The organism is Vibrio profundum (assembly GCF_050337555.1).
Taxonomy (GTDB): Bacteria; Pseudomonadota; Gammaproteobacteria; order Enterobacterales; family Vibrionaceae; genus Vibrio; species Vibrio profundum.
In genome coordinates this window covers 37,181-60,929 of the sequence record NZ_JAKJTA010000008.1, presented here as the reverse complement: position 1 = coordinate 60,929, position 23,749 = coordinate 37,181, and the positions used below count along the sequence as shown (strand labels likewise).

The 23,749-nt window shown below is 45.3% G+C and carries 20 protein-coding genes; 17 read left to right on the top strand and 3 right to left on the bottom strand.

Features of this window, described 5'->3' with window-relative positions:
* Window positions 1-43: 43 nt before the first annotated feature.
* Entirely contained in the window at window positions 44-652 is a 609-nt protein-coding gene (locus L4C34_RS09020; RefSeq protein WP_428789016.1) for a peroxiredoxin C, read from the bottom strand.
* Between the two features lie 188 nt (window positions 653-840).
* On the opposite strand from L4C34_RS09020, the gene L4C34_RS09015 reads away from it, so the two are divergent.
* From L4C34_RS09015 to L4C34_RS08960, 12 genes are all read left to right on the top strand, one after another.
* Window positions 841-1,746, top strand: a complete 906-nt coding sequence (locus L4C34_RS09015) for a hydrogen peroxide-inducible genes activator (protein WP_428789015.1) — start codon at window positions 841-843, stop codon at window positions 1,744-1,746.
* Window positions 1,747-2,305: 559 nt separating this feature from the next.
* Entirely contained in the window at window positions 2,306-3,925 is a 1,620-nt protein-coding gene (gene aceB, locus L4C34_RS09010; protein WP_428789014.1) for a malate synthase A, read from the top strand.
* A gap of 96 nt (window positions 3,926-4,021) precedes the next feature.
* A complete protein-coding gene (aceA, locus tag L4C34_RS09005) occupies window positions 4,022-5,332 on the top strand; it encodes an isocitrate lyase (RefSeq protein ID WP_428789013.1) in 1,311 nt (436 codons plus the stop codon).
* Between the two features lie 334 nt (window positions 5,333-5,666).
* Window positions 5,667-6,722, top strand: a complete 1,056-nt coding sequence (gene queA / locus L4C34_RS09000) for a tRNA preQ1(34) S-adenosylmethionine ribosyltransferase-isomerase QueA (protein ID WP_428789012.1) — start codon at window positions 5,667-5,669, stop codon at window positions 6,720-6,722.
* 121 nt (window positions 6,723-6,843) lie between these two features.
* Window positions 6,844-7,974 (top strand): tRNA guanosine(34) transglycosylase Tgt, encoded by a 1,131-nt coding sequence (gene tgt, locus L4C34_RS08995; protein ID WP_428789011.1) that lies wholly within the window; start codon window positions 6,844-6,846, stop codon window positions 7,972-7,974.
* A gap of 119 nt (window positions 7,975-8,093) precedes the next feature.
* The gene (yajC, locus tag L4C34_RS08990; protein WP_428789010.1) at window positions 8,094-8,420 is read left to right on the top strand and encodes a preprotein translocase subunit YajC; all 327 of its coding nucleotides are present in this window, start codon (window positions 8,094-8,096) and stop codon (window positions 8,418-8,420) included.
* Between the two features lie 45 nt (window positions 8,421-8,465).
* Window positions 8,466-10,322, top strand: coding sequence for a protein translocase subunit SecD (secD, locus tag L4C34_RS08985; RefSeq protein WP_428789009.1), 1,857 nt, complete (start codon window positions 8,466-8,468; stop codon window positions 10,320-10,322).
* A 14-nt stretch (window positions 10,323-10,336) separates the two neighbouring features.
* The gene (gene secF, locus L4C34_RS08980) at window positions 10,337-11,284 is read left to right on the top strand and encodes a protein translocase subunit SecF (RefSeq protein ID WP_428789008.1); all 948 of its coding nucleotides are present in this window, start codon (window positions 10,337-10,339) and stop codon (window positions 11,282-11,284) included.
* A gap of 197 nt (window positions 11,285-11,481) precedes the next feature.
* Window positions 11,482-12,580, top strand: a protein-coding gene (gene prfB / locus L4C34_RS08975) for a peptide chain release factor 2 (RefSeq protein ID WP_428789007.1) whose coding sequence is annotated in 2 segments (ribosomal slippage) — window positions 11,482-11,556 and window positions 11,558-12,580 — 1,098 coding nt in all. Because the reading frame shifts where the segments join, the coding sequence is not laid out codon by codon here.
* A 40-nt stretch (window positions 12,581-12,620) separates the two neighbouring features.
* Window positions 12,621-14,138 (top strand): lysine--tRNA ligase, encoded by a 1,518-nt coding sequence (lysS, locus tag L4C34_RS08970; protein ID WP_428789006.1) that lies wholly within the window; start codon window positions 12,621-12,623, stop codon window positions 14,136-14,138.
* Between the two features lie 261 nt (window positions 14,139-14,399).
* Window positions 14,400-15,734: a sigma-54-dependent transcriptional regulator gene (locus L4C34_RS08965; RefSeq protein WP_428789005.1), complete on the top strand. Its 1,335-nt coding sequence runs from the start codon at window positions 14,400-14,402 to the stop codon at window positions 15,732-15,734.
* Between the two features lie 499 nt (window positions 15,735-16,233).
* Window positions 16,234-16,482 carry a DUF1127 domain-containing protein gene (locus L4C34_RS08960; RefSeq protein WP_428789004.1) on the top strand — a complete coding sequence of 83 codons (249 nt, stop codon included), beginning with the start codon at window positions 16,234-16,236 and terminating at the stop codon, window positions 16,480-16,482.
* 39 nt (window positions 16,483-16,521) lie between these two features.
* Here L4C34_RS08960 and L4C34_RS08955 read toward each other — a convergent pair whose 3' ends face one another.
* Complete coding sequence (locus L4C34_RS08955; protein WP_428789003.1) at window positions 16,522-17,556, bottom strand: NADP(H)-dependent aldo-keto reductase; 1,035 nt, start codon at window positions 17,554-17,556, stop codon at window positions 16,522-16,524.
* A gap of 157 nt (window positions 17,557-17,713) precedes the next feature.
* On the opposite strand from L4C34_RS08955, the gene L4C34_RS08950 reads away from it, so the two are divergent.
* Entirely contained in the window at window positions 17,714-18,016 is a 303-nt protein-coding gene (locus L4C34_RS08950; RefSeq protein ID WP_428789002.1) for a DUF6482 family protein, read from the top strand.
* 52 nt (window positions 18,017-18,068) lie between these two features.
* Here the strand turns inward: L4C34_RS08950 and mutH are convergent, their stop codons facing one another.
* Window positions 18,069-18,734: a DNA mismatch repair endonuclease MutH gene (gene mutH / locus L4C34_RS08945; RefSeq protein WP_428789147.1), complete on the bottom strand. Its 666-nt coding sequence runs from the start codon at window positions 18,732-18,734 to the stop codon at window positions 18,069-18,071.
* Window positions 18,735-19,303: 569 nt separating this feature from the next.
* On the opposite strand from mutH, the gene rppH reads away from it, so the two are divergent.
* Genes rppH through lgt form a run of 4 tightly spaced genes read left to right on the top strand, consistent with a single transcriptional unit; the run spans window position 19,304 to window position 23,740 of the window.
* Window positions 19,304-19,825, top strand: coding sequence for an RNA pyrophosphohydrolase (rppH, locus tag L4C34_RS08940; protein WP_428789001.1), 522 nt, complete (start codon window positions 19,304-19,306; stop codon window positions 19,823-19,825).
* A 2-nt stretch (window positions 19,826-19,827) separates the two neighbouring features.
* Window positions 19,828-22,074, top strand: coding sequence for a phosphoenolpyruvate--protein phosphotransferase (gene ptsP, locus L4C34_RS08935; protein ID WP_428789000.1), 2,247 nt, complete (start codon window positions 19,828-19,830; stop codon window positions 22,072-22,074).
* Between the two features lie 11 nt (window positions 22,075-22,085).
* Window positions 22,086-22,877, top strand: coding sequence for a sulfite exporter TauE/SafE family protein (locus tag L4C34_RS08930; RefSeq protein ID WP_428788999.1), 792 nt, complete (start codon window positions 22,086-22,088; stop codon window positions 22,875-22,877).
* 41 nt (window positions 22,878-22,918) lie between these two features.
* Window positions 22,919-23,740 (top strand): prolipoprotein diacylglyceryl transferase, encoded by an 822-nt coding sequence (gene lgt, locus L4C34_RS08925; RefSeq protein ID WP_428788998.1) that lies wholly within the window; start codon window positions 22,919-22,921, stop codon window positions 23,738-23,740.
* Window positions 23,741-23,749 lie beyond the last annotated feature (9 nt).

Here is a 23,749-nt window from a genome sequence, read left to right as displayed (position 1 = left end):
GATCAATACAATCAATGTATCTAACGAACTAAACAGTAAAAGATTACTTGCTTAGGTCTGCAGCGTGCTCGGTTAGGAATGCTGCAACACCTTGTGGTGATGCTTCCATACCTGCTTTGCCTTCTTCCCATTGTGCAGGACAAACTTCACCGTTCTTCTCGTGGAAGTTTAGTGCGTCTACCATGCGTAGCATTTCGTCGATGTTACGGCCTAGTGGTAGGTCGTTAACAACTTGGTGGCGAACTAGGCCATTTTCGTCGATTAGGAAAGAACCACGGAAAGCAACGCCAGCTTCTGGGTGCTCAACGTCGTATGCTTTGCAGATTTCGTGCTTCACGTCAGCAACAAGTGGGTATTTCACTTGGCCGATGCCGCCGTCTTCTACTGAAGTGTTGCGCCATGCGTTGTGAGAGAACTGAGAATCGATAGAAACGCCGATTACTTCAACGCCTTTCGCTTGGAAATCTTCAAGGCGGTTATCGAACGCGATAAGCTCAGATGGGCAAACGAAAGTGAAGTCTAGTGGGTAGAAAAATACTACTGCTTTCTTACCTTTAGTGAATTCTGCAAAGTTGAAGTTATCAACGATTTCACCGTTGCCCATAACTGCTGCTGCAGTAAAGTCAGGGGCTTGACGACCAACTAGTACCATTTTTTTGCTCCTAAAAAGTATGGTGAGTTCCAAGCCCTGCAATTCGATGCTTGGCTTGGTCCGTTTTATTTCGAGACAAACTATAGTACAGAATGTAGTATGGAAAAAAGCGAATTAAATAGATTAAGTTAATCGAAAAAAGCGATAAACAATTCAATCAAAATAATGCGGATAAATAGCACTCAATCATGATCAAATGGCCAAGCTTAAAACAGCTTCATTACCTTATTACATTGCATGAAACCCGTCACTTTAGTGCCGCGGCTGAGCGCTGTTTTGTCAGCCAATCGACTTTGAGTAAAGGTATTCAAAACCTAGAAGAGATGATCGGTTGTCCGCTATATGAAAAGAAAGACAAGAAGAGCCCGCTGGTCTTTACTCAGGCTGGTGAACTGATCGTCAAGCAAGGGCGAGAGCTCTTGGCGAAAGCTCAGGACTTGGTCGAGCTTGGCAATATGTGTCAGGGGGACTCAATGCAGGGGCAACTTCGGGTTGGCTGCATACCCACGATTGCGCCCTTTTTATTGGGGGATTTAGTGCAACAAGTCAATCAGCAGTTTCCTCAGCTAGAGTTGCTGCTGCGTGAGGATACCACGACCAATTTGCTCGCGGCTTTAAGGCATGGTGAGCTGGATGTGCTGATTCTTGCTTTGCCAGTTGATATAGAAGGTATGGAAAGCCGCATCGTTGGCCAAGATATGTTTCGTATGGTGATTAGCCGGATACAAGCGGCTTCAATCCGTACGCCTATTGCGTATGCCGATCTGCCTGACGCCTCGGTATTTTTGCTTGAAAAGGAGCACTGCTTGACTGAGCATGCTGTTTCTGCCTGTAAACTGACCGATAAAGAGAAGATAAACCCGTTTAGTGCCACGAGCTTACATACGTTAGTGCAAATGGTTGCGAATGGTTTAGGAACCACTTTTATCCCTCAAATGGCCATCGACCATGGCTTGTTGGACAACCAAAATTTGGTGGTGATTGATCCGCCAGGTCAACAAGCCTATCGAGATATTGGTCTGGTTTGGCGACCAAGTTCCTCCCGAAGCAGCACTTTTCAACGCTTAGCCGGGATAGTCAGTGAACTGTTGTAGTTAAATCGGCTGAGTAATCTGAATTCTTTGAAACTTTCTATTGTTAGTATTTTTTGACTTGTAAAATTTCACAACGTTTACTTTTTGAAGGTTTCATAAAATTTAATAAGTTCACAGTGTGTATTTCACAAAGCTTCTTAGGTTGTTGTATTTAAGCATAAATGACTAGCAGCCTATGGGTAGTCAATGGCTAGATGAATCACCTACTATTAATGCTGATAATAACCTTACAATTTCACCTCTCCTAACAACTATACCCTGTAAGAAAATTACAGAATACGACCAAGGTATAGTGTTTTTTTGTCCTTATATATGCAAACAAAATAAAACTTTGAATTTCAATTTTTAGTATTTACCTATCTTTAATAGACCATGATCTTGATGTAGTTTAATTAGTGGCTGTTCACATTGAGAATTAAACTATTTGGTCTAGGAACGTCTTTGTGTCTCTCCCGGTTTCTCTTTTTCATCAAATAGCATGTGTTCATCAAATAGTATGTGACATGCCATGGCAGTTTTTCCCGTTCTATTGCAGGTATTAATACTAAGGAATCGAGTTATGTTGGCACACCCGTCGGAAGCAAGTTCAGCTCTTCAGGATTCACTAAAAGTCGTGGGGAAAATGGCGCCTGAACATCATGAGATTTTCCCGCCTCCCGCACAAAGGTTTCTTGCTGAGTTGTGTCATCGGTTTGCGGGTGAAGTGAACGAGCTATTAGATAGCCGCGTGGCCAAACAAGCGTTCATTGATGCTGGCACACTTCCCGATTTTTCGGAACAGACTCAGGATATCCGCGAAGGTAGCTGGAAAGTGCTCGGTATTCCTGAAGACTTGCAAGATAGACGGGTAGAAATTACCGGCCCAACGGAAAGGAAAATGGTGATCAATGCGTTGAATGCCGACGTAAAAGTGTTTATGGCAGATTTCGAAGACTCTTTATCTCCTGCTTGGGACAAGGTGCTTGAGGGGCAGGTTAACTTAAGAGATGCTGTTGCCGGAACTATTAGTTATACCGATAAAAAAAAGGGTAAGCAATATCAGCTTTCTGCGGATCCAGCCGTTTTAATCTGCCGAGTCAGGGGGCTACACCTCAAAGAAAAGCATATCACCTATAATGGTGACCCTATTCCTGCCGCGTTATTTGACTTTGCGCTCTATTTTTATAACAACTACCAAGTGCTGTTGAATAAAGGCAGCGGCCCTTATTTTTATTTGCCTAAGCTGCAATCTCATCAAGAAGCAAAGTGGTGGAGTCAAGTATTCCATTTTACGGAAAGTTACTTTGCGCTTGATACCGGAACCATTAAAGCGACGGTATTAATTGAAACGCTTCCAGCTGTGTTTGAAATGGATGAAATTCTATTTTCGTTGAAAGAGCATATTGTGGGGCTTAACTGTGGCCGATGGGATTATATTTTTAGCTACATCAAAACACTGAATAACTATCCAGACCGAATTTTACCAGATCGCCAAGTCGTCACTATGGAACAGCCTTTTTTGAACGCCTATTCTCGTCTATTGGTAAAGACTTGCCATAAGCGCGGCGCATTTGCGATGGGGGGAATGGCAGCGTTCATTCCGTCAAAGGATGCCGAGGTGAACCAGCAGGTGCTTGATAAGATTCGTAAGGATAAGAGCCTAGAAGCCAATAATGGTCATGACGGTACTTGGGTCGCGCACCCTGGGCTAGCCGAGACGGCAAAAGCTGTGTTTGATGACGTGTTGAAAGGTCGCAGCAATCAACTTGATGTTAGCCGCGAGCAAGACGCCCCTATTTGTGCCTCACAATTATTAGCGGCATGTGATGGCGAGAGAACGGAACAGGGGATGCGTCATAATATTCGCGTGGCTCTGCAATACATTGAGGCTTGGATCTCAGGCAATGGTTGCGTGCCGATTTATGGGATGATGGAAGATGCGGCGACGGCAGAGATTTCCCGCGCGTCTATTTGGCAGTGGATTAAGCATGCCAAACGTCTCGATAACAATGAAGTGGTTACGAAGCAGTTGTTTGCTCAGTATTTGGCTGAAGAAATTGAAGTAGTCAAACAAGAAGTGGGTGAACAGCGTTTCCAACAAGGGCGTTTTACAGAGGCGGCAGATTTAATGTCGACACTCACCACCAGTGAGGTGTTAAGCGACTTTCTTACTATTCCGGGTTACGACTACTTGGACTGATATTACGATAGATTTTGCAATCATAGCTCAGTGGCCAACGCGGTACGGAACATCAGGCGCTAGAGACTAGCCGACATTAATAAAGAGGGAATGTACATGAAACTTACTCGTCGCCAACAAATAGAAGAGATCAAAAAAGACTGGGAAACCAATCCTCGTTGGAAACACGTTAAAAGGACTTATTCGGCCGAAGAGGTCGTTGCGCTACGTGGTTCACTGGTGCCGGAGAATACGATAGCCCAGCGCGGTGCAGAGAAGTTGTGGTCTTTGGTCAACGGTGATGCCAAAAAAGGCTATGTAAACTGTCTAGGCGCATTGACGGGTGGGCAAGCTGTACAGCAAGCGAAAGCGGGGATTGAGGCGGTTTATTTATCGGGTTGGCAAGTTGCTGCGGATAACAACACGGCGTCGACAATGTACCCAGATCAATCGCTTTACCCTGTCGATTCAGTACCTGCCGTCGTGCAAAGAATCAACAATTCATTTCGTCGCGCGGACCAGATTCAGTGGTCATCAGGAAAAACACCGGAAGATGAGGGGGGCATTGACTACTTTTTGCCAATTGTAGCCGATGCAGAAGCCGGTTTCGGCGGCGTCCTCAATGCACATGAGCTGATGAAAAGCATGATTGAAGCTGGGGCTGCGGGTGTGCATTTCGAAGACCAACTCGCTTCAGTGAAAAAATGTGGTCACATGGGCGGAAAAGTTTTAGTGCCAACCCAAGAGGCGGTGCAAAAATTAGTGGCGGCGCGGCTAGCTGCTGATGTAGCGGGCACGACAACTCTCGTGATTGCTCGTACCGATGCTAATGCGGCGGATCTGATGACTTCAGATTGTGACCCATATGATCGAGACTTTATTGTTGGCGACCGCACGCCGGAAGGTTTTTACCGTGTCAAAGCTGGTATTGACCAAGCGATTTCTCGTGGCCTTGCATACGCACCGTATGCTGATTTGATCTGGTGTGAAACGGCGAAGCCATGCTTAGAGGAAGCACGTAAGTTTGCCGAAGCGATCCATAAACAGTACCCAGATCAGCTATTAGCTTACAACTGTTCGCCTTCATTTAACTGGGAAAAAAACCTAGACGCCCAGACAATTGCTAAGTTCCAGCAAGAGCTGTCGGACATGGGCTACAAGTATCAATTCATTACTTTAGCGGGCATTCACAATATGTGGTTTAACATGTTCGAGTTGGCGCATGATTACGCGCAAGGCGAGGGAATGCGTCACTATGTAGAGAAAGTGCAGCGTCCAGAGTTTGCAGCAGCAGAAAAGGGTTACACCTTTGTCGCGCATCAACAAGAAGTGGGTACGGGTTACTTCGACAAAGTGACGAATACCATTCAAGGCGGTAAATCTTCGGTAACCGCATTGACAGGTTCTACAGAAGAAGACCAATTCTGATGAAGATTGGCGATTAATACATATGAATCTAACTTAATGCATCTTGATGTAACTTAACGCACCTGATGTAATTTAAAGCATATGGTTGTAAAGAGCGGCGTTTAGTCGCTCTTTTTTTATAGCCCTTTATATGGCTGCTTTTCCGTAACTATTTCTTAAGCCTGAATTTCATTAGATTCGTTGTCACGGTTCTCTTATCACTAAAGAGTAAGTCTTGAACGAAAAGTGTTCAGACTAGCGATGAATCGAGACTTGCACTTGTGAGTGGGCAGCCTATACTAGTCGGCTGCGAAATGTTCGCGTTTAATTACATCGACTAGGCAAGACCAGTAGCATGCAAGTTTCAGATTTTCACTTTGACCTTCCAGATGAGCTGATCGCTCGTTATCCAAAAACAGAGCGTACCGCCAGCCGATTACTTCAGCTAAATGGCAACAGCGGTGAGCTTGTCGACGGCACATTTAAAGATGTGCTACAGCAAGTCCAACCGGGCGACCTAATGGTTTTTAACAATACGCGTGTCATTCCAGCTCGTATGTTTGGCCGTAAAGCATCAGGCGGAAAACTTGAAGTGCTTGTTGAACGTATGTTGGATGAGCACACGATTCTTGCTCATGTACGCTGTTCTAAATCGCCGAAGCCCGGAAGCTTTATCTTCTTGGGAGAAAATGATGAATACCAAGCTGAAATGGTGGGTCGTCAAGATGCATTGTTTGAGCTGAAATTCAGCGGTGAAAAAACCGTCCTGACTATTTTGGACGACATCGGCCACATGCCGTTGCCGCCATATATCGATAGACCTGATGAAGACAGTGACCAAGAGCGCTATCAAACGGTTTACAACGATAAGCCGGGTGCAGTCGCGGCGCCGACCGCAGGCTTGCACTTTGATGATGCTCTGCTTGAGCAAATTCAAGCGAAAGGCGTAGACTTTGCGTTTGTTACTTTGCATGTCGGTGCGGGTACTTTCCAGCCGGTAAAAGTAGATACGATCCAAGATCATCACATGCACGCTGAGTATGTTGAGGTGCCGCAAGAAGTGGTACAGGCAATCGCAGAAACTAAAGCTCGCGGCGGCCGTGTTATTGCGGTAGGCACGACTTCGGTACGTTCACTAGAAAGTGCAGCGCAAGATGCTAAATCCAAAGGCACTGAATTTGCTCCTTTCTTTGGTGATACCGAAATCTTTATTTATCCAGGCTACCAATATCAATTGGTTGATGCGCTAATCACCAACTTTCACTTGCCTGAATCGACCCTGATCATGTTGGTGAGTGCATTCGCTGGCTACGAAAATGTGATGGCGTCTTATTCACATGCAGTGCAGCAGCAGTATCGCTTCTTCAGTTATGGTGATGCCATGTTCATCACTAAAAAAGATACACAATAAATCGTTAATGTTTCCTGAGTGATTCCGCTCAGGGGATAATTCAAAGTGTGCAATGAGCCAATGCTTATCTGCACGATCAATCAAACGTGTCAGATTGTTTCTCTGGCACATTGGAGGCTTCGTGAAACTTTCATACGAACTAAAAAAGAAAAATGGTAATGCCCGTCGTGGTCAATTGACTTTTGAGCGTGGCACAGTGCAAACCCCGGCATTTATGCCGGTGGGCACCTACGGCACAGTTAAAGGCATGACACCGGAAGAAGTGAAAGGCACTGGCGCTGAAATCTTGCTGGGTAATACATTCCACCTTTGGCTTCGCCCAGGGCAAGAAGTGATGAAACTGCACGGCGACTTGCATGACTTCATGAACTGGAAAGGCCCAATCCTGACGGATTCAGGCGGATTCCAAGTATTTAGCTTAGGTGATATCCGTAAGATCACCGAAGAGGGTGTGCATTTCCGTAACCCAGTGAACGGCGATAAAATTTTCATGGACGCTGAAAAGTCGATGGAAATCCAAAAAGATTTAGGCTCAGACGTCGTGATGATTTTTGACGAATGTACGCCATATCCTGCGACTCACGATGAAGCTAAAAAATCGATGGAAATGTCGTTACGTTGGGCTCAGCGCTCACGCGATCATTTTGACAAGTTAGAAAACGAAAATTCATTGTTTGGTATCATCCAAGGTGGCGTATACGAGGATTTACGTGATGTATCAGTAAAGGGTCTGACTGATATCGGCTTTGACGGTTATGCTGTTGGTGGACTTGCTGTTGGTGAACCAAAAGAAGATATGCACCGAGTGCTAGAGCATACTTGCCCACAACTACCAGAAGACAAACCACGCTATTTAATGGGCGTAGGCAAACCTGAAGATTTGGTGGAAGGTGTCCGCCGCGGTATCGACATGTTTGATTGTGTGATGCCAACGCGAAATGCACGTAATGGCCATTTATTTGTTACAGGTGGTGTGATCAAAATCCGTAACGCAAAACATAAAACGGATACAACTCCTTTAGATCCTGAATGTGATTGTTACACTTGTGAGAACTACTCTAAATCTTACTTGCATCATCTTGATCGCTGTAATGAAATATTAGGTTCTCGCTTGAATACGATTCACAACCTGCGTTACTACCAGCGTGTTATGGAAAGCATTCGCACCGCTATTGATGAAGACCGTTTCGAGGAATATGTGGTTGAGTTTTATGCTCGCCGCGATCGCGAAGTACCACCTTTAGCGAAATAGAGAGAATATTGGTACCTAGTTTGTAAATATTGGCGTTTTGTCAATAGGCAGGACGCGGCAAATAGGGTACTTTAAGCATCACATCATAATTATTCATTAAAAGTAAGAGGACGTTCTTAATGCCTATTAGTCTAGCTCATGCGGCAGGCACACCAGGTCAAGGTGGTGGTTTCGAAATGCTAATCATGTTAGCGATGTTTGCTGTGATTTTCTATTTCATGATTTATCGCCCACAAGCCAAACGCGCGAAAGCACATAAAAACTTGATGGCGTCGATGAGTAAAGGGGATGAAGTCCTAACTAGTGGTGGCCTTGTTGGTAAAATCACTAAGATTTCAGAAGATAACGACTACATCTCAATCGAATTGAACACTAACAATGAAGTTGTGATCAAACGAGATTTCGTATCTGCTGTATTACCAAAAGGTACGATTAAATCTTTATAAGGTCTCACTTTATAAAATTTCAACAGCTAAAGAAGGATCTGTGCTGTGCTGAATCGTTATCCGATATGGACATATTTAATGGTGTTGTTCACCCTACTCATTGGTGGACTGTACGCCTTACCTAATATTTACGGTGAAGATCCGGCGATACAAATAACAGGGGCGCGTGGCGCCTCTGTTAATTTATCGACCTTAGATAATGTCACTGCCATTCTTAAAAAAGACCACTTACCTTATAAATCCATCGCGCTAGAGAAAGGCACTGTCTTAGTTCGCTTTTCTGATACTGATGTTCAAATTAAAGCCAGAGACGCAGTTATTCAGGGCCTATCTCGGGACTTGATCGTTGCTCTCAACCTTGCCCCAGCTACGCCAGCATGGCTTGAACGTGTCGGTGGCTCGCCAATGAAACTCGGTTTAGATTTACGTGGTGGTGTCCACTTTCTGATGGAAGTCGACATGGATGCGGCCTTAGAAAAACTGATGGGTCAGCAAAGTGAGTTTTTCCGTAGTGAGTTACGGGCGGCGAAAATCCGCTATCGTGCTATACGCGTAAGCCCAGATGATAGCGCAGAAGTGGTGCTACGAAGCGAAGCGCAAGTCGCGCAAGCCAAACCGATACTGGAAAAGCAGCATCCTGATATGCTGTTTAGTAACGAGAGCAAAGACGGGAAATTTATATTACGAGCCCGTTTTACTGAAGCGCGCATCAAAGAAATCCGCAATTACGCCGTCAGTCAAAATATTACCATTCTACGTAACCGAGTGAACGAATTAGGGGTAGCTGAACCTTTAGTCCAGCGCCAAGGTGCAAGCCGAATTGTTGTAGAGTTACCCGGTGTTCAGGATACGGCCCGAGCCAAAGAAATTCTAGGCGCAACGGCGACACTCGAGTTCCATGAAGTGAATAGCCAAGCTGATAGCACAGCGGCCGCTAAAGGTTATGCCCCGCCTGGAAGTGAAATAGTGCCTGACCGCGAAGGTCGTCCTGTTGTGTTAAAGAAGCGAGTGATTCTTAGCGGTTCCAGCATTACCGATGCGTCATCGAGCATGGACGAATATGGTCGACCTCAAGTCAATATCTCTCTTGATAGTGAAGGCGGAGATAAAATGGCGTCCTTCTCGAAGAATAATATCGGTAAGCTAATGGCTACGGTCTTTTCTGAGTACAAAGACAGCGGCAAGCGTTCGGCCGATGACAAAGTCATTTTAACCAAGCATGAAGAAGTTATTAACCAAGCCACGATTCAATCCGCGTTGGGGCGAAGCTTCCGTATTACCGGTATCGATTCGGCTGCTGAAGCGCACAACCTTTCTTTGCTACTTAGAGCTGGCGCTTTGATAGCGCCTATCTCAATTGTTGAAGAACGAACTATTGGCCCATCGATGGGACAACAGAACATCGACATGGGGATCGCAGCGTGTATTTGGGGAATGGCGGCAGTGATGCTATTTACCTTGATTTATTACCGAGGATTTGGCCTGATTGCCAATCTTGCCCTAACAGCCAACCTTGTTTTGATTATTGGCGTGATGTCTATGATACCGGGGGCGACGATGACGCTACCGGGCATCGCAGGTATTGTACTAACCGTCGGAATGGCGGTGGACGCCAATGTGTTGATTTTTGAGCGGATAAGAGAAGAGCTTAGAGACGGCCGCTCCCCTCAACAAGCGATTCATCAAGGTTACGCTAATGCTTTTAGTACCATCACTGATGCCAATATTACAACTCTCATCACCGCCATCATTTTGTTCGCGGTCGGTACTGGCGCAATCAAAGGCTTTGCGGTGACGTTGTCGATCGGCATTTTGACCTCCATGTTCACGGCGATTGTGGGTACGCGATGCGTGGTGAATCTTCTTTATGGCGGTAAACGCGTCGATAAACTTTCGATATAAGAGTTGGGGGAAGTATGTTTCAGATTCTAAAATCGACCAAAACGATAGATTTCATGGGGCGCTCTAACCTAGCGTTTTTGTTATCTTTCGTCATGCTGAGCGCTTCGGTTATTGTGCTATCGACTAAGTGGCTAAACTGGGGGCTCGACTTCACTGGTGGAACTTTAATTGAAGTGGGTTTTGACCAACCCGCCGACTTACCTAACATTCGACAAGCGTTGGAAGACAAAGGCTTTGATGATGCCATTGTGCAGAACTTTGGTTCGTCGCAAGATGTGCTGGTTAGACTGCGTCCTCGAGAAGGGGTAGCTGGCGAGCAGTTAGGCAGTGAAATTATCTCCGCGATTCAGGCAAAAACATCTGAGCATGTTGAAATGCGCCGGATAGAATTTGTTGGGCCGAATGTCGGTGGGGAGCTCGCTGAAGCGGGTGGACTGGCCATTCTAATTTCCCTTGTCTGTATATTGATGTATGTGTCGATGCGTTTTGAATGGCGCTTAGCGGCTGGTGCTGTGCTGGCATTGAGCCATGACGTGCTCATTACACTGGGGGTCTTTTCCTTACTACAAATAGAAGTTGACCTCACCATCGTGGCGGCGCTGCTTACCGTGGTGGGTTACTCACTCAATGATACCATCGTAGTATTTGACCGCATTCGTGAGAACTTTCGTAAAATGAGGCGAGGCACACCAAGTGAGGTGATTAATAGCTCAGTGACACAAACGCTAAGCCGAACGTTGATTACTTCAGGGACAACGCTGTTTGTGGTTATTGCTCTGTTTGTGCAAGGCGGCGCGATGATTCATGGTTTTGCGACGGCTTTGTTGCTCGGCATTACTGTCGGCACTTATTCTTCGATTTATGTCGCTTCGGCGCTCGCGTTAAGGCTTGGTATAAACAAAGAGCACCTAGTGATTCCACAGGTGGAGAAAGAAGGGGCAGAGTTCGATGGTATGCCATAACAGCTAGCCTTGGAATTGAGCGTTTTCACTATTTGCATATCCCTTGAACAGCGCCTATTTCGGCGTTGTTCTCTTATCCAACCTTGAGGGTACACTTTCTTGTAGTGCCTTTAAGGAAGTGGAAATTTCCCTGTATATTTTCGGTGTTTTTCAGTAGAATTCCTCGGTTAAATTCTATTCATAAATGCTAAGCGACTATGTTTGAAATCAATCCAATTAAAAACCGCCTACAGGATGTGTCTGAACGCACGAATATCCTGAGGGGGTACCTTTGACTATGATGCGAAACAAGAGCGTCTAGAAGAAGTCAACGCTGAATTAGAGCAGCCAGATGTATGGAACGAGCCAGAGCGCGCCCAAGCGCTAGGTAAAGAACGTTCTTCTCTGGAAGCTGTGGTCGAGACCATCGATCAGCTGGAGCAAGGGGTGGAAGACGTTGAAGGTCTGCTCGAACTTGCTGTTGAAGAAGAAGACCAAGAAACTTTTGATGAAATTGAACCAGAGCTGGTTGACTTAGAAACCAAGTTGGAAAAACTGGAATTTCGTCGTATGTTCGCCGGCGACCATGATTCGTCCGATTGCTATATCGACTTACAGTCGGGCTCTGGCGGCACTGAAGCGCAAGATTGGACGTCAATGATGCTACGTATGTACTTGCGCTGGGCTGAGGCGAAAGGCTTTAAAGTTGAAGTCATTGAAGTCTCTGAAGGCGAAGTTGCAGGCCTTAAAGGCGCGACGGTACGCATTTCAGGTGAATACGCTTACGGTTGGTTACGAACAGAAACGGGTGTACACCGTTTAGTGCGTAAGTCACCATTTGACTCCAGTGGACGCCGCCATACGTCGTTTGCTTCTGCGTTTATTTATCCAGAAATTGACGACAACATCCAGATTGATATCAATCCGTCCGATCTACGTATCGATGTATATCGTGCGTCTGGCGCGGGTGGTCAGCACGTCAACACCACAGAATCAGCGGTGCGAATCACTCACGTTCCAACCAATACTGTAGTGCAGTGCCAAAACGACCGCTCACAGCACAAAAATAAAGATCAGGCGATGAAGCAGCTGCGGGCGAAGCTATTTGAATTAGAAATTCAAAAGCAAAATGTCGAGAAGCAAGCCAACGAAGATGCTAAATCGGATATCGGCTGGGGCAGCCAAATCCGCTCGTATGTATTGGATGACTCGCGCATCAAAGATTTACGTACTGGCGTAGAGAACCGCAACACTCAAGCAGTGCTTGACGGCGATCTAGACAAATTTATCGAAGCTAGCCTGAAATCAGGTCTATAAGCTTTTCACCGACATTGAATTGAAACGGGATACATCGAAAATGACTGATGCTGTTCAAAATGAAACCCAAATAGAAGAAAACAAGCTGATTGCAGAACGTCGCGCTAAACTGGATGAAATCCGTAAAGGCTGCAGTGCAAATGGCCACCCTAACGACTTTCGCCGCGAAAATTTAGCAGGCGATCTTCAGCAAGAGTTCGGTGAAAAGAGCAAAGAAGAGCTTGAAGAACTGAACCATGTGGTAGCGATTGCTGGCCGTATTATGGCAAAGCGTGGTCCATTCCTAGTGATTCAGGAAACTTCTGGCCGCATCCAAGCTTATGCTGCAAAAGACGTGCAGAAAGAGCTAAAAGCTAAATATCAAGGTCTTGATATCGGTGATATCATCGGATTAAAAGGCGCGCTACATAAGTCAGGTAAAGGCGATCTTTACGTGAATATGGAAAAGTATGAGTTGCTGACTAAAGCGCTGCGTCCACTTCCAGAAAAATTCCACGGTTTGACTGACCAAGAAATGCGTTATCGTCAGCGTTATGTTGATCTTATCGTGAATGAAGACTCGCGTCAGGCGTTTATCATTCGTTCTAAGTTGGTGTCTGCTATCCGTAACTTCATGAGTGCTAAAGGCTACCTTGAAGTTGAAACGCCGATGATGCACGTGATTCCTGGTGGCGCGACAGCTCGCCCGTTTACCACCCATCATAATGCGCTGGATATCGACATGTACTTGCGTGTTGCGCCTGAGCTATACCTAAAACGTTTGGTGGTTGGCGGCTTTGATCGCGTATTTGAAATCAACCGTAACTTCCGTAATGAAGGTTTGTCTCCGCGTCACAACCCAGAATTCACTATGATGGAATTCTACCAAGCGTACTCAGACTACAAAGATCTGATGGATCTGACAGAAGAAATGCTAAGCACGGTTGCGATGGACATTCTAGGTTCAACTTCTATGCCTTATGGCGATGAGACGGTTGAATTTGGTGGAACGTACACTCGCATGAGCATGTTTGAAGCGATCAAACACTACAATCCAACGCATGAGAAAATCCAAGCTCTGAGCGAAGCCGATTTGCAAAACCGTGACCTTATGGTGTCTATTGCGAAATCTGTGCATGTAGAAGTCGAGACTTTCTGGACGTGTGGTCAACTGCTTGAAGAAATCTTTGGTGAAACTGCGGAACCTAAGCTTATCCAGCCGACGTTCATTACAGGTTACCCAGCAGATATCTCACCATTGGCACGCCGTAGCGATAGCAACCCATTCTTTACTGACCGTTTTGAGTTCTTTATCGGTGGTCGTGAAGTTGCGAATGGCTTCTCTGAGCTTAACGATGCGGAAGATCAAGACGCACGCTTTAAAGCGCAAGTTGACGCAAAAGATGCTGGTGATGATGAAGCGATGTACTACGATGCCGATTACATTACTGCGTTGGAGCACGGCTTACCGCCAACAGCGGGTCAAGGCATTGGTATCGACCGTTTGGCTATGCTGTTCACCAACACTCACACGATTCGTGACGTGATTCTATTCCCAGCGATGCGCCCTCAAGGCTAATCTCAGAGATAATGAAATGCACTAGCCACCCAGTTGGGTGGCTTTTTTGTATCTATCGATTGGAACGGAAGTTTAAAGTATAGGGTAGAGCGAGCAAGTGCAGCGTAGCTAGTGCAAAATTCAAATTATGCTAGCTGGCGAAGCCTTCATCTAATGACTAGTCTTACAAATGAGATTATTTAAGTATGGCTGAGTTCAGCTTGCATGTGATGGGTGAAGTACCACGCAGCAACGATGTTGTGGCGTGGTTAGGAGGCGGTGATGGCTAATCAATTTCGTATGGACTCAACACCGGGCGCACTTATACATGTCGGTGGATCATGTGAATCTTGGTTAGTGGTGTTGCAAAACGCAGGTTGGCAGTGTACTCAATGTGCGGATCTCAGAGAAGCAACCGCGCTATTTTCGCAAAGTGGACCCTGTATTGGTGTAGTGGACCTGAGCCATGATGAATTTAGTTTAAATGGCATTGCCAATTTGGTGAGCAGCTTTAAGCAAGTGCGCTGGTTAGCGCTGATCCGCGAAGCTCAGCTCAATTCAGAAACTCTATGCCAGTTTATCGTAAACTTCTGTATCGACTTTTTCACCACCCCTATTCCAGATGCGCAGCTTCTTAGTACCATCGGTCATCAACTGGGCATGTTGAAGCTTGAGAAAAAAGTATGGCCTCACTTTCATGCGAGCGACAATATTGGTGTGGTTGGAGATTCAGCTTCAATCAAACGCTTGCGTGATCAAATTAAGCGCATTGGACCAACGGATGTAAGCATTTTAATTTCGGGTGAAAATGGTGTGGGTAAAGAGCTCGTGGCGAGGGCGATTCACAATACGTCTGCTCGAAGCCAAAATGAGTTTATCTCGGTTAACTGCCGCGCAATGTCGGAACGGAGGATTGAATGCGATTTGTTTGGTATTGAGCAAGAAGATGACACACAGGTATCAATGCTAGAAAAAGCCAATGGTGGCACTGTGCTGCTCAACGATATCTTAACCTTGCCTCAATCTCAGCAGCTAAATTTATTGCAATTTTTCCAAGAGGGTCGAGTAAATTCTCGTCACGGTATGATGGATACGGACGTTAGAGTATTAGCGGCCAACTCATCGGATATGGAAAAAGCATTGATAGATGGCGCGTTCAATGAAGAGCTGTATCACTATATTAATGTGCTCCGAATCAATGTGCCGAGTCTTAAAGAGCGCTCCAACGATGTCATCGTACTGACGCGGCACTTTCTCCAGCAGTATGCCAAAGAGTTTAATGTTCAACCGAGGACGTTATCAGAAGAAGTGATGAGTGCACTGACGAATCATTATTGGCCGGGGAACGTTAGGGAGTTGATTAATCAAGTTAAAAGAGCAGTGTTGATGTCTGAGCTCCCTCAATTGACACTGCAAGATTTTGACTTACCCAGTGGTCTTGAAGGCACTCGTAGTTTGAAGGGTATTCGAGAACGAAGCGAAAAAGAGGCGCTGCGTTTGGCCTTAGAGTTCAATGATGGTCAAGTGTCTTTGGCTGCAAAAGAGCTTGGTATATCTCGAGCGACCATGTATCGCTTGTTGAATAAACATAACTTAATTTACGAAGAGTTGATGTAGCTTTACGAAGAGTTAATGTAGTTTTACAAAAAGTGGCTCCGATCGCAATGGGCGAGATCTCCCATCATTCGAGGGCCTTACCGACGAAATAATGTGCTGATTTTTGTTTTAACTTCCACTCATTTATGCCAGAAAAGAGCCAATCATAATGTTAAATAAAGGTTAAATGTGCGTATTTTCTATCTTGCCTGTTTAATTGTTGCACAATAATATCAATGGGTTACTATTTAACCGTAAGCAATACCTTGCTTACACATCCCTTAGGATTATTTGCCATTAACGAGGAGGCACATTATGAACATAACCATGCATATAGTATCGACCTCCATGTGTAACTTTGACTTTATTGCTTACTAGCAATTTACATCAGTTACGACAGTTAACCGGTATTTAATCCGTATCCTTTATTCGGCTGCGGAAAGTAGCAGCGTTTTAATAGGATACGATCTGATCCCACCTGTTCACTTTCCCCAGCGTTGACTAACTCTGGAGATAAACCATGCAATCTATTTACTTACAAGTAGCAACACTACTGGTTCGTGCAGACTTACGTCGTGAGCAACGTAATTGGCTACGGCACGCTCGTAGAGACAGCTATATCACACCGTTTCACCATAAACACCTGCTGAGAGATATAGGCTTAGATATCCATGGCCAATTGTTAAATGCGAGCCAAGGAGTGAATACTCAGGCGGATCGCAAGATGCTCTCTATACGTCGGACATTAGTTATGAGACCGATTACGTAATCAGTTCGGGCTAGCGCTTTCGCGTTAGCCCGAAAAACATTACGGGCAAGGGTTAGAATACAGAGTGCTAACTTCTTGAATATCTTCTAAGATCTCTGGAGTCAACTCAATATTAATACTGTCAATATTGAGTTGTAATTGCTCTATACTGGTTGCGCCAATGATATTTGAGGCAACGAAAGGCCGCTTATTAACAAACGCCAATGCCATTTGCGCAGGATCTAATTCGTATTTTTTGGCTATCTGAATATAGGCCTCAGTTGCTTTAACACCTTGAGGGGTGAAGTAGCGTGAGAAACGAGAAAATAGCGAACAACGAGCATTGTCTGGTCGAGCGTTATTGAGGTATTTTCCACTCAGGCAGCCAAACGCAAGAGGTGAATAAGCCAGAAGCTCCACTCCCTCGTGATAGCTGACTTCTGATAAACCAACATCAAAGCTGCGATTAAGCAAATTGTATGGGTTTTGTATCGAAACAATTCTTGGCAGTGAATGCTTTTCCGCCAGTCTTAGTAGGCTCATGACTCCCCAAGGGGTGTCGTTTGAGACGCCGAGGTAGCGTACTTTACCCGCTTTAACTAATTCATTTAGTGCTTCGAGGGTTTCTATTAACGTGATTTCTTCTTGTTCAGTCGGATAGGAATAATTGAGCTGACCAAAACAGTTGGTCTCTCGCTGAGGCCAGTGAATCTGATACAGATCGACGTAGTCGGTTTGTAACCTCTTTAAACTGTCGTCAATTGCTAGGTGGATATTTTTTCTATCGAGAACAGTATTGTCTCTGATATGTGGGAGTCGTCTAGGCCCCGAGACTTTTGTGGCCAGAACAACTTTATCACGCTTGCTTGATTTCTTTAGCCAATTGCCTATGTATTGCTCTGATCGGCCCTGACTGCTCCCATTTGGTGGCACTGGGTACATTTCTGCCGTGTCGATAAAATTGATCCCATGTTCAATGGCAAAATCGAGTTGATTGAACGCGTCATTTTCAGTGTTTTGTTCTCCATAGGTCATCGTGCCTAATGCCAGTTGGCTAATCTCTAGCGTGGAATGTGGCAGCTGTTTATATCGCATAATGATCCCCTTTGATAACTGATTGTTTTTACCAATATATGTGAAGATGGTAGCTCAGAGGAAGCAGTAATTTTTATCAGTAAAAAATCGATAATAATGAAGCGAAGTGAATAGCAAAATAGTGGTGATTGACTAGACTTCAAAATGGAGGTGGGCAATGAATCGACAACAGTTAAATAAGTGGTGCCATAACGCAAGCAAGCAAGCCCAACAGTTGCCAAAAGTGTATGTGATTGGCTGCGCAGATCTCACGCAGTATTTGTTAGCAGTGGAATACAAACATCAGCTTGAGCCGATCAAAGTCGACGATGAACCTGTTCACTTTGATTCTATTGAGAGAGTGCGTGAAGAGTTAACGCTGTTGGGGGTTGATCGCGCTTTTCTACGTTTGCACAACGCTTATGATGAGTGTGGCTCGCATTCTGGTCAGCCTTACTGTGATGTGGAGTTAGCTCTGTAAGTCACTCTTGTTCTGAATTAATACATTTGTTCTGAATTAACACATTCCCAAATTAGCCAAATTGGTTCGACAATATCTCCCCGGTGAATTGTGTACGTAGGTAAAACCCGCGCGGTAAGGTTTTTACCGGTTTACCAGAACGTCCATAGGCTTCGGTCAGTGCGCGGCTATTTGCCGCTTTAGGACGTATCTGCATGACTTCTCCCATCCTGGCCGTGATTCGTTCTATTTCACCAAATGCAATCATATCCATCAACTCTTCCCAATCTGATTGCAGGCGTTGTTCTTGGCTGGTGGAGGGGCTCCATATAAATGCAGTGCCTACGCGTCGCTGTGCTAGGGGGATTTCCCGTTCTCCCTCGACAGGGACCCAGAGTACGCGTGACAGTTTGTTGCGAACATGGCTGTTTGCCCAAGTTAGACCGCTGATACCTACAAGAGGGGTAACGCAAACAAAGGTCGATTCTAAAGGCTTCCCGCTGTAGCCAATGGGGATACTTTTTAGCTCGATCCCGAGATGGTCAAAATCAGGTTGAGGCTTGCTACCTGCCGTCGCTCCTAAGTGCCATTCGAGTAGTTGCCCAACCCATCCTTTATCTTTTTTCAAATTCTCGGGAACGGTCAGGTTTGCCTCTTCCGCGAGCTCTTGGAAGGTTAAGCCAGCAAGATCTAGTGCACGTTGCCGTAATTCATGTTCAGTCTGAGGCTCTCGCTTCATGATTAAATACTGTTCTACCTTAACTAAATACATATCCTAGCACACTTTACTATGCGACTTATCCACAGAACAAAGCTCTGAACGAGTAGAATATCCATACTGTATGAATTCACAGTGCTTAATCATTGCTTTTTAAACGAAATTTGCTGAATTGTCGAAGAGCCAAAATCATATTATGTGCGCAAAGTCCGTATCGGTTAAAAAATACCCACTTTTGATTTGTTGGGTTTTCGAGGAGGGTAGAGAAGTGTTCATGTCGAGCGCTTGTATGTAACACTTTGTATTTAGGTTGTTTTTGTTGTTGTTTGATATGCGTTTATGAACGGCTAGTTTGTGCGCTTGTCGATATTCTCAGCGTGGTACTTGCTTCTTCACATAGTTATGCACAGAAAAGGTGAATAAAAACTGCGGAAAGCAGCCTCTTTGTTGATAAAGGTCAATTTGATTGAAACTTATTCAGTCTGATAAAGGAATTCATAAACTGAGCGTCAAACCGCTTGGGAAATTTGCTCATGGTAGGGATCTATGGAAAAATCACAGTAATAGATGAATTTAATTGAGGTTGGCCAGTGATAGATGGCGAAGGTTACCGATTAAACGTGGGGATTGTAATCTGCAACAGCCATGGTCAAGTCTTCTGGGCAAAACGTTATGGGCAACATTCTTGGCAATTTCCACAAGGTGGAATTGATGAGGGCGAAACACCAGAACAAGCAATGTTCCGGGAACTGTATGAAGAAGTTGGGCTAACGAAAAATGATGTAAAAATTGTCGCGACGAGTCGCCACTGGCTAAGGTATAAATTGCCAAAGCGATTGGTACGTTGGGACTCTAAGCCTGTATGTATTGGGCAAAAACAGAAATGGTTTCTTCTTCGCTTTGACTGTGAAGAGTCTAATATTAATATGCAACGAGGTGGTTCACCTGAGTTTGATGGTTGGCGATGGGTGAGTTATTGGTATCCGGTTCGTCAGGTGGTGTCATTTAAGCGCGATGTATACCGTCGTGCAATGAAGGAGTTTGCCTCGTTTGCTATGCCGTTCAAAGAGCGTAAGAAAAAAAGTAAGCGCAAAAAGAATCGACGAGGGTAAACATGCTTTCTCAACTAAGGGAAATAGTTGAACAAGTTTCAAGAGTAGAAGATGTTCACCAAGCGCTGAACATCTTGGTTAATGCCACCTGTGATGCTATGCGAACAGAGTGCTGTACCGTGTATTTAGCCAACGAAGAAAGGCACCGCCTCGAATTAATGGCGACCCGAGGGCTTAAATTTCAAGGCAATAAAGTGTATGTCGACTTCACTGAAGGCCTCGTTGGACTGGTGAAGCGCTCTGCTGAACCCTTAAATGTGGCTGAAGCATCCAAACACCCTAACTTTAAATATGTTTCTCAGTTAGGGGAGGAGATTTACCACAGCTTCTTAGGCACTCCGATAATTTATCGCAAGCAAGTGCTTGGCGTTTTAGTGGTTCAGCAAACAACGCCGCGCTCATTTGATGAAATTGAAGAATCATTTTTGGTTACATTGGCCGCTCAGCTTGCGGTCATTATTGCTCATTCCCAAACACAAGGTCAGTGGTTGCTAACGACTGACCACAAAAAACTCTCTGGCGTCGCAGCGTCTCCCGGTATTGCTATTGGGGGATTATGGTGGGATGACTCTCAACCTTTATTGGTCGATGTCTGCCCTGCGTCGACGGTGGATCCTGTTTGGGAACAGGAAAGATTGTTGCTCGCAATCGAAGCAGCGTTGCAAGACTTCCGCCGCATGCGTAAAAAGCTCGATAACGAAATCAATAAAGAAACCTTAGCCATTTTCGATTTGTTTACGCACCTTTTGAACGATCCCATGCTGCGCCGCGATTTAAAATTGCGGATTTTAGATGGCGATCGTGCGGATTGGGCGCTGAAACAAGTCGTGGATATTTACTCCGAACGTTTTGCCACTATGTCAGACGCCTATCTTTGTGAAAGAGCGCATGACTTTCGCGAGCTTGGGCAAAGGTTACTGTTTTTTTTGTACAACACAGAAAACCGCCAGTACCAGATAGAGCACCCAGTGATTTTAGTCGTACGAGAGCTGACGGCTTCGACGTTAGCCTCTATTGATAAAGACAAGCTTCTGGCGGTGATATCAATGGAAGGTGCCGCCAACTCACATGCTGCTATCTTGTCGAGAGCACTTGGAATCCCGACCGTAATGGGAATCAGCCTGAACTTAAATGACGTTCAGGGGCAGATGGGGATTGTCGATGGCTATAGTGGTCAAGTTTTTATCGAGCCCAGTCAGAGCTTACTCTGTGAATATCAATCTTTGGCTCGTGAAGAGAATGAGTTATCCCTTGAGGTAAGCAAAGACGCGATTGGTCCTGCAATGACCACCGACGGCACAAAAATTGATATTTATCTCAACTCAGGTTTAAGCGCCGATACCAATATTGCGATTAACCAAGGGGTGGAAGGCGTTGGCTTGTACCGCACAGAAATCTCTTTCCTGTTGCATCAACGCTTTCCATCAGAGGAAGAACAAACCCAGCAGTATCAAAATGTATTAGCCGCCTATGCGGGCAAAAAAGTAGTGATGCGCACGCTGGATATCGGTGGTGACAAAGCGCTGCCTTATTTACCTATTGAAGAAGATAACCCCTTTCTGGGCTGGCGAGGCATTCGCTTTACCTTAGACCATCCGGATATCTTTCTGATGCAGATCCGAGCGATGCTCAAAGCCAGCTGTGCGCATAAAAACTTGAGCATTTTGCTACCTATGATCTCTAACAGCAAAGAACTAGATAGCGCCTTGGAATTCATCGAACAAGCGTATTTGGAAGTGTTGGCAATCGACCCTCAAGTACCTAAGCCTGCCGTTGGGATATTAGTGGAAGTGCCCGCCATGCTGTACTTGTTACCGCTATTGGCTGACAAGATAGACTTTGTCTCTGTGGGCACCAACGACCTCACCCAGTACTTATTGGCTGTTGACCGCAACAATGCCCGAGTGGCGGATGTTTATGAATCTACCCATCCTGCAGTGATGATGGCTTTGAAACAGATTCAGCAGACGTGCGAATCACTGCAACTGCCGGTCTGTGTCTGCGGAGAACTCGCTGGAGACCCGATTGGAGCGGTATTATTGGTCGGGCTTGGTTATAAAGCGCTCAGTATGAATACTTCCAACGTTGCGAAGATAAAATATATTCTAAGAAAAACAGACTCTCACGAGCTAGAGCAATTGGTTGACAAAGCTTTGATTCAACCACACGGTCAAAACATATATACTATGATGCTAAGTTTTTTTGAGAAAAAAGGCATCGCCGGACTGATTCGGGCGGGCAAAAAATAGGTTTATAAATTTTGACTGGTGAGCTGTTTACTGTACTGCTGCTGCTTGGCCTTATTGTTGGCGTGTTAGCAGGATTACTAGGGATAGGTGGAGGGCTTGTCGTTGTACCCGCACTGCATTTCTTGCTTCCTTCGATTGGTGTTGAACCCAATTTAGTTATGCATATCGCATTGGCCACGTCCTTGGCCTGCATTGTTATTACAACCAGTTCGTCTGTTTTTAATAATATCCGACTCAATAATATCGATACCTACGCTGCGAGAACTATGGTGCCAGGGGTGATTGTGGGTGGCTTGATTGGCGCCTCTATCGCAAACTTTATACCTACCGAGTATTTGCCGAAGGTGTTTGGTGTCATCGTGTTGTTGATGTCGTTTCAAATGATTTTTTCGGTCAATGCACAGGCCAGAAAGACGATGCCGCGTGGTTTAATTGCGTCACTTGCTGGTACCGGTATCGGGACCATCGCGAGTTTGGCCGGTGTTGGAGGCGGTTCGTTAACCGTTCCGTTTTTGAATCGCCATGGTGTGCCGATGAGTAAAGCGGTCGGCACGTCTTCTTTATGCGCCTTTGCAGTTTCGTTATCTGGTATGGCGGGCTTCTTTTTACATGGCGTTAGCTCCGCTGGCACTCCAGCATGGAGCTTGGGATATATCTATTTGCCAGCGGTATTAGCCATCACGATGACATCTTTATTTACCACACGGATCGGCGTGCGTTTGGCGGTCGGCTTACCGACGAAAACACTGAAGAAAATCTTTGCTGTATTTTTGATGATTGTTGCTGGAACTATGTTGCTGTAATGTCATCTCACTACCATTGTCTTAATAAAGAGTACTAATTTATGTCTCATGGTTATTTTGTGTTCCCACACATTGATCCCATCATTGTGTCCTTAGGACCAATATCGATTCGTTGGTATGGGGTGATGTACCTCATTGGTTTTGCATTTGCTATGTGGTTAGCAAATAAGCGTGCAGACAAACCAGGCAGCGGTTGGACTCGAGAGCAAATCTCTGATCTTTTGTTTGCGGGTTTCCTTGGTGTGGTGATTGGCGGCCGGATCGGCTACGTCCTTTTCTATAACTTTGATTTATTTTTGCAAAACCCTCTGTATCTATTTGAAGTCTGGACTGGCGGTATGTCTTTCCATGGTGGGCTGCTTGGGGTTATTACAGCAATGTTATGGTACGGCAGAAAACACGGTCGTTCATTCTTTAGTATCGCAGATTTTATCGCTCCCTTGGTTCCGTTTGGTTTAGGAATGGGTCGGCTTGGTAACTTCATTAATGGTGAACTTTGGGGCCGAGTCACACATGTGCCTTGGGCTATGATTTTCCCTGAAGCAGGCCCTCAACCTCGTCACCCATCTCAATTGTATGAGTTTGCGCTTGAGGGGGTTACGTTGCTGCTTATTTTGAACCTGTTTATCCGTAAGCCTCGTCCAATGGGTGCGGTTTCTGGTTTATTTTTGATGTGTTATGGCTGCTTTAGGTTCTTTGTTGAGTTCTTCCGCGCACCGGATCCACAATTGGGCTTATACGATCACTCTGTTTCCATGGGACAAATTCTATCGTTCCCAATGATTATCATTGGAGCTGGTGTATTAATTTGGTCTTATAAGCGTGGTCTCTATAAAGATGAATCACGTGCGGCAGTGAAGTAAGGGGCGAAT

Bases quoted from the DNA above. Each gene is read 5' to 3' on its own strand.
- L4C34_RS09020 (WP_428789016.1), bottom strand. From the start codon at position 652: ATGGTACTAGTTGGTCGTCAAGCCCCTGACTTTACTGCAGCAGCAGTT.
- L4C34_RS09015 (WP_428789015.1), top strand. From the start codon at position 841: ATGATCAAATGGCCAAGCTTAAAACAGCTTCATTACCTTATTACATTG.
- aceB (WP_428789014.1), top strand. From the start codon at position 2,306: ATGTTGGCACACCCGTCGGAAGCAAGTTCAGCTCTTCAGGATTCACTA.
- aceA (WP_428789013.1), top strand. From the start codon at position 4,022: ATGAAACTTACTCGTCGCCAACAAATAGAAGAGATCAAAAAAGACTGG.
- queA (WP_428789012.1), top strand. From the start codon at position 5,667: ATGCAAGTTTCAGATTTTCACTTTGACCTTCCAGATGAGCTGATCGCT.
- yajC (WP_428789010.1), top strand. From the start codon at position 8,094: ATGCCTATTAGTCTAGCTCATGCGGCAGGCACACCAGGTCAAGGTGGT.
- secF (WP_428789008.1), top strand. From the start codon at position 10,337: ATGTTTCAGATTCTAAAATCGACCAAAACGATAGATTTCATGGGGCGC.
- lysS (WP_428789006.1), top strand. From the start codon at position 12,621: ATGACTGATGCTGTTCAAAATGAAACCCAAATAGAAGAAAACAAGCTG.
- L4C34_RS08965 (WP_428789005.1), top strand. From the start codon at position 14,400: ATGGCTAATCAATTTCGTATGGACTCAACACCGGGCGCACTTATACAT.
- L4C34_RS08960 (WP_428789004.1), top strand. From the start codon at position 16,234: ATGCAATCTATTTACTTACAAGTAGCAACACTACTGGTTCGTGCAGAC.
- L4C34_RS08955 (WP_428789003.1), bottom strand. From the start codon at position 17,556: ATGCGATATAAACAGCTGCCACATTCCACGCTAGAGATTAGCCAACTG.
- L4C34_RS08950 (WP_428789002.1), top strand. From the start codon at position 17,714: ATGAATCGACAACAGTTAAATAAGTGGTGCCATAACGCAAGCAAGCAA.
- mutH (WP_428789147.1), bottom strand. From the start codon at position 18,734: ATGAAGCGAGAGCCTCAGACTGAACATGAATTACGGCAACGTGCACTA.
- ptsP (WP_428789000.1), top strand. From the start codon at position 19,828: ATGCTTTCTCAACTAAGGGAAATAGTTGAACAAGTTTCAAGAGTAGAA.
- lgt (WP_428788998.1), top strand. From the start codon at position 22,919: ATGTCTCATGGTTATTTTGTGTTCCCACACATTGATCCCATCATTGTG.